The 8,309-nt window shown below is 66.3% G+C and carries 6 protein-coding genes; 3 read left to right on the top strand and 3 right to left on the bottom strand.

The genetic code is table 11. The features are described from left to right. Positions 1-186: 186 nt before the first annotated feature. From VML93_RS29680 to fdxA, 3 genes are read right to left on the bottom strand one after another with little or no spacing between them, the layout of a single operon-like run. Entirely contained in the window at positions 187-2,571 is a 2,385-nt protein-coding gene (locus VML93_RS29680) for an APC family permease (protein ID WP_325616013.1), read from the bottom strand. A 54-nt stretch (positions 2,572-2,625) separates the two neighbouring features. Next, a complete protein-coding gene (dapC, locus tag VML93_RS29685; protein WP_325616020.1) occupies positions 2,626-3,723 on the bottom strand; it encodes a succinyldiaminopimelate transaminase in 1,098 nt (365 codons plus the stop codon). Further along, entirely contained in the window at positions 3,720-4,046 is a 327-nt protein-coding gene (fdxA, locus tag VML93_RS29690) for a ferredoxin (RefSeq protein WP_325616015.1), read from the bottom strand. Before fdxA ends, dapC begins: the two co-directional genes overlap by 4 nt. A 200-nt stretch (positions 4,047-4,246) precedes the next feature. On the opposite strand from fdxA, the gene VML93_RS29695 reads away from it, so the two are divergent. The 3 genes from VML93_RS29695 to VML93_RS29705 form a co-directional block, all read left to right on the top strand. Continuing rightward, complete coding sequence (locus VML93_RS29695; RefSeq protein ID WP_325616016.1) at positions 4,247-5,776, top strand: adenylate/guanylate cyclase domain-containing protein; 1,530 nt, start codon at positions 4,247-4,249, stop codon at positions 5,774-5,776. Between the two features lie 50 nt (positions 5,777-5,826). Further along, a complete protein-coding gene (locus tag VML93_RS29700) occupies positions 5,827-7,848 on the top strand; it encodes an NADPH-dependent 2,4-dienoyl-CoA reductase (RefSeq protein ID WP_325616017.1) in 2,022 nt (673 codons plus the stop codon). A gap of 198 nt (positions 7,849-8,046) precedes the next feature. Next, a partial coding sequence (locus VML93_RS29705; protein WP_325616019.1) for a hemophore-related protein occupies positions 8,047-8,309 on the top strand: 263 nt, incomplete at its 3' end.

Raw genomic sequence — 8,309 nt, forward strand, 5'->3', positions numbered from 1 at the left:
CGATGCCGGTCACCATCGGGGGCTGCCGGGTGTCCTCCCCATTATTTACGGTCGGTCCAGATGTCTTGTCAGCTCTAGAAGTTGGGCCTCGAGTTCGACTACGGCGTGCGCGCCGCGACGCTGGATGCCAGATATTTTCGAGTCGCTGAAGTATGCGTCGAGACATTGCTGCGTGCGCATGCTGAATCACCGCTCCCCGGCGTCCTCGCTTTTCCCGGTGTCTTCGCTCTTCGCGGGGTCCTCGACGACGTGATAGGCCGGGTCGACCAGGGTGACGGGCCGGTTGCCGCTCTGGCGTGCCTTGCCGATGATCCGCAGCAGCTGACCGGGCTGGATGTCGGCGCCGCCATGCCCGGGACGAAACGAGATGGCCACCTCGCCGGTGTCGTCGCCGACCACGACCTGGCGGTACGTGCGCCTGCGTTTGGTGACGTCCTCGACCTCGCTGACCCGTCCCTCGAAGGTCGCGCGCTGGCCGGGGATCAGGTTCGCCACCGTGATCACCGACTGCGGGCGCTCGGGATGTTCGTACGCTTCGACGTTCTGATTCTCGTCCTGCGAGACCCACGCTTCGACCTTGTCGAGCTCGCGGGTGAACCGCTGCTCGAGGCGCTCCGGGTACGCCTCCTGGATCCGCGATTGCACGTCGTAGGGCACGATCGTCGCGGCAGCGTTGGGGATCAGGCTCACGGCCCGGGCGATCTTGTCCGCGGTGCGGTCATGCAGTAGCCGCCCCAGCAGCGGCGCATAGGTTCGGCGGGGCAGCAACGCCGTCACATTGCTGTTCTTCTGCTCGTTGGCCGCCTTGGCGACCAGCATCTGCGCGGCCCGGTTGATCCGCCGGTCCGGGCAGTCCACGACCCGCAGCGGGGTGTCGAGTTCGAAATGATCCCAGCGCTGGCGCAGTACCGCGGCATGGGCCGCGTCGACCATGAAGTGCACCGCGATCAGCTCGTCGGCGCGCAATCCCTTGCCGTACCGCAGCGCTTCGATCACCGCGAGGTCGACCGAGTTCACGAAGACGAACACGCGGTGCCGGGCGTACTTGACCAATTCGGGGCGGTCGGTGCGGAACATCTCCAGAATGGCGTTCTCGGCGCGATATTCCTTGTTGAGCCGGATCAGGATGGCCACCAGCACCGGGAAGACGACCACCACCAGCCACGCACCCTCGGTGAACTTGGCAACCGCGAAGATGCCGACCACGATCGTCGACAGGATGGCCGCGGACAGATTGATCGCGAGGCGGTGTCGCCAACCCGGTTCCCGGTGAGTCAGATGGTGTTTGGTCATTCCGTAGCCGGCCATCGAGAACCCGGTGAACACGCCGATCGCATAGAACGGGACCAGCGTGTTGACCGAGCCTCCGGTGATCACCAGCAAAGCCACCGACAATGCCGTCAGCGCGATGATGCCGTTCGAGAACACCAGGCGGTGACCGCGTTTCGTCAGCTGCCGGGGCAGGAAGCGGTCTTCGGCGACGAAGCTGGCCAGTGCCGGGAATCCGTTGAAACTGGTGTTCGCGCCGGTGAACAGGATGGCCGCCGTCGCCATCTGGACGAGGAAGAACAAGACGTCCCCGAGCATGCCTTTGCCGAAGACCGCTTGGGCGATCTGCGACAGGACCGACGGGTATTCCGTCTTGTACGGCGTGGCGTGGGTGACAAAAGCCAGATAGGCGACGCCGGCCAGCAGCAGTCCGAGAACGGTGGCCATGGTGGTGAGCACCCGACGCGCGTTGCGGCCCTGCGGCTTTCGGAACACGTCGACGGTGTTGGAGATCGCCTCAACCCCGGTCAGCGACGAGCCCCCGTTGGCGAAAGCCCGCAACAACACCAGAACCGCTGCGCCGCTCATGACCAGCCCGTCGCCGTGATGGACGTCCACGGTTCCGTGCATCTGGTACGGGTCGAAGGGCGTCAAGCCCCAGAAGACATGGCGGACGACACCGACCACGATCATCAAGCCGACCATGACGATGAAGGAGTACGTCGCCACCGCGAACGGCATCCCCGCTTCCTTCAATCCCCGCAGGTTCAGGTAGCAGATGAAGATCACCACGCCGACGGTGATCGCCAGGCTGTAGGGACCTAGCCGCGGGATCGCCGACACCACCGCAACCGTCCCGGCCGCCGACTGCACGGCCACCGTCACCACGTAGTCGATCAGCAGTGCCGCGGCGGCGACCTGCGCCACCTTGGGCCCGAAATTCTCCCGCGCGACGATGTAGGACCCGCCCGCCCGGGTGTAGGCCATCACGACCTGGCGGTAGGACGCGGTCACCAGCACCAGGATCAGCAGGATGACACCGGTGATGGGAAGCAGCAACGCAAACGCCGCCAGCCCCGCATACGGCAGCAGCTCGATCAAGATCTGCTCGGGACCATAGGCGGTCGACGAGATCGCGTCCGGCGAAAGTGCGCCGAGCGCAACCGGATTCGACAACTTCTCGGCCTTCAGGTCCTCGGTGATGAGCGGCTTTCCGAGAAAGACGCGCTTGGCTATGTCCCCGATCGACAGCGGGATGCGCAGCTTGCCAGATTTACCGGCCGGACCAGGAGAAGTTGTCATCGACCACATTCCTTACCCATGAGAGCGCATTCTGCCGCTTCGGATGCGGCGGACCTAGCTGAGTCGGCTCACCGCGGCAGCGATGCGCTCGTCGGTGGCCGTCAGCGCCACTCGCACGTGCTGCCCGCCACCGGGACCGTAGAACTCGCCGGGCGCGACCAGGATGCCGCGCTCGGCCAGCCAGTTGACGGTGTCGCGGCATGGCTCACCGCGGGTGGACCACAGATAAATGCCCGCCTCCGAATGGTCGACAGCAATGCCCGCCGAGCGGAGCGCCGGCGCCAGGGCCGCGCGCCGGCGCGCGTAGCGTTCCCGCTGCAGCTTCTCGTGATCGTCGTCGTCCAGGGCGGCCACCATGGCAGCCTGCACCGGAGTCGGCACCATCATCCCGGCGTGTTTGCGTACCGCGAGCAGCTCGGCGATCAAGGCCGGATCACCGGCCACGAAGCCGGCCCGGTACCCGGCCAGCGACGAGCTCTTCGACAGCGAGTGCACGGCCAGCAGCCCGGTGTGGTCGCCGTCGCAGACCGAGGGATGCAGCACCGAGAGGGGTTCCGCGTCCCAGCCCAAACCCAGGTAGCACTCGTCGGAAGCAATCACGGTGGCTCTGTCGCGGGCCCATCCGACGACCTTGCGCATGTGGCCTACGCCCAGGACGCGCCCGGTCGGGTTGCTCGGCGAGTTCAGGTACAGCAGCGCCGGTGATTGCGGGCCCAGCTGGGTCAGCGAGTCCGCGAGCAGCACCTGCGCTCCGGCCAGCCGGGCACCGACCTCGTAAGTCGGATACGCCAACTCGGGCACCACGACCACGTCGGCCGGGCCCAGACCCAGCAGAGTCGGCAGCCAGGCGATGAGTTCCTTGGTGCCGATCACCGGCAATACAGCCGACTCGTCCAGGCCGGCGACACCGAAGCGACGGGCCAGGGCGGCCACCGCCGACTCGCGCAGCTGCGCGGTCCCGGCGGTGGCGGGATACCCGGGTGCCGAAGCGGCGGCCGCCAGCGCCTGTTGGATCAGCGGCGCGACCGGATCGACCGGGGTGCCCACGGACAGGTCGACGATGCCGTCCGGATACGCCCCGGCCAGCGCCTTGGCGTCGGCCAAGGTGTCCCAGGGGAACTCCGGCAGGGACGCCGAGACGCGCCCGCTCAGTCGCCCTCGCCCTGCGGTGGCAGGTCCTTGATCACTTGCGGATCGTTCTCGGTCATACCGACCTTGGCCGCGCCGCCGGGTGATCCCAGCTCGTCGAAAAAGTCGGCGTTGATCTGCGTGTACTGGCTCCACTGTTCGGGCACATCGTCTTCGTAATAGATCGCCTCGACGGGACAGACCGGTTCACAGGCTCCGCAGTCGACGCACTCGTCGGGGTGTATGTACAGCATCCGGGCACCCTCGTAGATGCAGTCGACCGGGCACTCCTCAATGCATGCCTTGTCCTTGATGTCGACGCAGGGCTGGGCGATCGTGTACGTCACGGACGTCTCCTCAAGGTGTCCTCCATGTACTGCTTCTTTGGTGGGCTGCTGTTCGCCTGCCGGCGGCTGCTTCGCGGCAAGCGTTCGGTTACTGATACTAGACGTTGCACATACACGTCAACCACTGGGCACGCCCGGAGATATGTCCAGCCGTACGCATCTACTGCGCATGTGACGAGGCGGCTGTTTAGTCTCCCTGCATGGATCGCATCTGGCAGTGGGTGTGGGATCGGTGCGGGCCGCGGTACTCGTGGGCGATGTGCGCGGTCATGGTCGCCGAGTTGCTACCGGTCTACCTCGTTTTTTCGTTGATGATCGTCGCTTTCGAAAGGTCCGATCGCTACGTCGAGGCGGCCGCGGCAACCGCTGGCGCCGTGCTTGTCATGGTGTATGTGAGCATCCTTCCGGGGCTGGGCCCGAGCCGCCTCGTGGAGCGGTGGGCCGCCGGGGACGACGTCGAGCGGACCGGCGCACTGGACGCGACCTACACCTGGGCCCGGGTGGCGGGAGCCCGAGCGGTGGGGGCTAGTGCTGTTTTCATTGCCGCGCTGTTTCTGCTGGTGGGCGCGATCGCCGGCGCGACCGGGTCACGGTTGGTCCAGTACGCGATCCTGGGCGCGGCATCAGGAATCTCGGTGCTGCTGATCGCCGTGCACAGTTACCCGGAAGGAGCGCTGCGGCCCGCGAGGGTCGCCATCGCCGGCGACACCGGAGTGGGTGATGCGCTACCGCGCCACCGCCCGACCTTCGCCGCGTGGTCGAATCTGGCCGTGCTCGCGGCCGCGTTCGCGTTCGCCGCCGCGGGCGCGATGCAGGCCGTCGTGATCGACCGCGTCCGGGAGACCCCCGGGCTCGTCGTCGCGATCGGGTGCGGATTGGTGCTCTTCTTCGCGGTGCCGCTCACCGTCGGCGCCTCGTTCTCACCGTCCCTGCAACCCCTGCGTGACCTCGCCCAAGGAACCGAACGTGTCGCGGCCGGCGACTACAGCGGCCGCCTGCCGGTGGTTCAAGACGACGATCTCGGCACGCTGGCGGCGTCGTTCAACCGCATGCAGGCCGGGTTGGCCGAGCGGCGACGACTCCACGCCGCCTTCGGAACCTACGTCGACCCTGCCCTCGCCGCGCGGCTGCTTGAGCAAGGTGATGACGTGTTTACCGGTGAGCGCCGCGAGGTCACGGTGATGTTCGTCGACATCCGCGATTTCACCCCGTTCGCCGAGGCGAATACCGCTGAGGACACGGTCGCGCGCCTTAACGCGCTCTTCGAGATCGTCGTGCCTGCCGTCGTCGATGCCGGTGGGCACGTCAACAAGTTCCTCGGCGACGGCGCGCTGGCCGTCTTCGGCGCCCCCAACGACCTCGTCGATCACGCCTACGCGGCGGTACAGGCCGCGGTGCTGATTCACCGCTTGGTCGCTGAGCGATTCGACGGGGAGCTTCGCATCGGCGTCGGGATCAACACCGGCGTGGTGATCGCCGGAACCATCGGCGGCGGCGGCAAGCTCGAGTTCACCCTCATCGGTGACACCGTCAACGTGGCGGCCCGCGTCGAGCAACTCACCAAAACCACTGGCGACACAATCCTTCTCACCCAGCAGTGCGTCGACGCCTTGCCGTCGCGACCACCCGGACTCGTCGACCGGGGATTCCATGTCCTGAAGGGAAAGTCCGCATCCGTGCAGGTCTTCGGCCTCTCCCAAGACCCCGGTGCGCGTTTGGACCCCTCCTGACTCCGATTACGCTGGATCGACACTCGCTGAAGGGAAGGGTTATCGGAGCCATGACCCCCTATCCGAACCTGTTGTCTCCGTTGGACCTTGGGTTCACCACATTGCGCAATCGGGTGGTGATGGGCTCGATGCACACCGGGCTGGAGGACCGGGCGCACCACATCGACAGGCTCGCCGAGTACTTCGCCGAACGCGCCCGCGGGGGTGTCGGTCTGATCATCACCGGCGGCTACGCGCCCAACCGCACCGGCTGGCTGCTGCCGTTCGCCTCGGAAATGACCTCCTCGACCCAGGCCCGGCGGCACCGCCACGTCACCGGGGCGGTCCACGACGCGGACGCCAAGATCCTGTTGCAGATCCTGCACGCCGGACGGTATGCGTACCATCCGCTTTCGGTGAGCGCGTCGTCAATCAAGGCTCCGATCAACCCATTTCGGCCGCGAGCCCTGTCAACCCGCGGCGTCGAAGGGACCATCGCCGATTTCGTCCGCTGCGCGCAACTGGCCCGCGAAGCCGGCTACGACGGAGTCGAAATCATGGGCAGCGAAGGATATCTGGTCAACCAGTTCCTGGCGCCGCGCACCAACCGGCGTACCGATTCCTGGGGTGCCACGCCCGCCGATCGCCGCCGATTCCCGGTTGAGATCGTGCGCCGCACCCGCGCGGCCGTCGGGCCCGATTTCATCGTCTGCTACCGGATGTCAATGGCCGACTATGTCGAGGAAGGCCAAAGCTGGGACGAAATCGTCTCGTTGGCAACCGAACTGGAGGCTGCCGGCGTCACCATCATCAACTCCGGCTTCGGTTGGCACGAGGCGCGCGTGCCGACGATCGTCACCTCGGTGCCCAACAGCGCCTTCGTCGACATCAGCAACGCGGTGGCCGAACACGTCAGCGTCCCGGTGGTGGCTTCCAACCGGATCAACATGCCGCAGGCCGCCGAACAGATCCTGGCCGACACCCAGGTGCAGCTGATATCGATGGCCCGGCCCCTGCTGAGCGACCCGGAGTGGGTGCTCAAGGCGCAGTCCGACCGGGCGGCCGAGATCAACACCTGCATCGCGTGCAACCAGGCCTGCCTGGACCACGCCTTCGGCAGGAAGACGGCGTCGTGCCTGCTGAATCCGCGGGCGGCGCACGAGACGAAATTGGTGTTGTCCCCAACGCGGCGCGCCCGCTCGGTGGCCGTGGTCGGGGCCGGGCCGGCCGGGCTGGCCGTTGCGGTCAACGCCGCCCAGCGCGGACACCGGGTCACCCTTTTCGAGGCCAACGACTTCCTCGGCGGCCAGTTCGACTTGGCCCGCCGCATTCCCGGCAAGGAGGAATTCAGCGAATCCATCCGGTATTTCTCGACGATGCTGGCCAAGCTCGGCGTCGAGGTCAGGCTGGGCACCCGAGCATCAGCCGACGACTTGGCGGCCTTCGACGAGGTCGTGCTGGCCACCGGGGTGGTACCGCGCATTCCGGACATTCCCGGCATCGAGCACCCGAAGGTGCTGACCTATGCCGAGGCGATCACCGGGGCCAAGCCAGTCGGAAAGACCGTGGCGGTGATCGGCGCCGGAGGCATCGGGTTCGACGTCAGCGAACTGCTGGTCACCGAGGAGTCACCGACGCTGAATTTAAAAGACTGGAAGCAAGAATGGGGAGCCGCCGACCCCCAGGAAGCACGCGGCGCCTTGACCACTCCCCTCCCGTCGCCGGCGGCGCGTGAGGTGTACCTGTTGCAGCGCACCAAAGGCCCGCAGGGCACGCGGCTGGGCAAGACCAGCGGATGGGTGCATCGGGCATCGTTGAAGGCCAACGGCGTGCACCAGCTGTCCGGGGTGAACTACGAGCGGATCAGCGATGACGGCCTGCACATCAGTTTCGGCCCCCACCGGCAGCGGCCGCAGGTACTGGCGGTGGACAACGTGGTGATCTGTGCCGGCCAGGAGTCGGTGCGCGACCTGGAGGACGACCTGCGGCGCAGCGGGGTGGCCCCGCACATCGTCGGCGGCGCGGCTTTTGCTGCCGAGTTGGACGCAAAGCGCGCCATCAAGCAAGGGACACGGCTGGCTGGGCAACTCTAACGATCTACATAGCATTTACACAGCAAGGCTGTTGCAAGCCGCTGACCTGCAGAAAGTGCTGTGCGACACGCCTTGGGGGATGACTTTGGTGATCAAAGTAGGCCCACGCGGCTGGTACCCTCAACGAAAGACGGCAACCGCCGGGCACTGTCGTCGCCGTCTGCGCGACGGTACAAAAATTTGGGGAAAGGTCCACCAATGAAGAGGTTGTCGCTCACCAAACTGGCCGCCGGATTTGGCGGTATCGCATTCGCGTTGACCGCGGGCACCGGGATCGCCTCCGCCGATCCGATGGATGCGGTCATCAACACGACCTGCACCTACCCGCAGGTGATGGCCGCGTTGAACGCGACGGATCCAGCGTCCGCCGCGAAGTTCAACAACAGCACACTGGCGCAGAACTTCTTGAACAACTTCCTCAGTGCCGCTCCTCCGCAGCGGGCGCAGATGGCCAACCAGAT

Source organism: Mycobacterium sp. (genome assembly GCF_035499775.1).
Lineage (GTDB): Bacteria > Actinomycetota > Actinomycetes > Mycobacteriales > Mycobacteriaceae > Mycobacterium.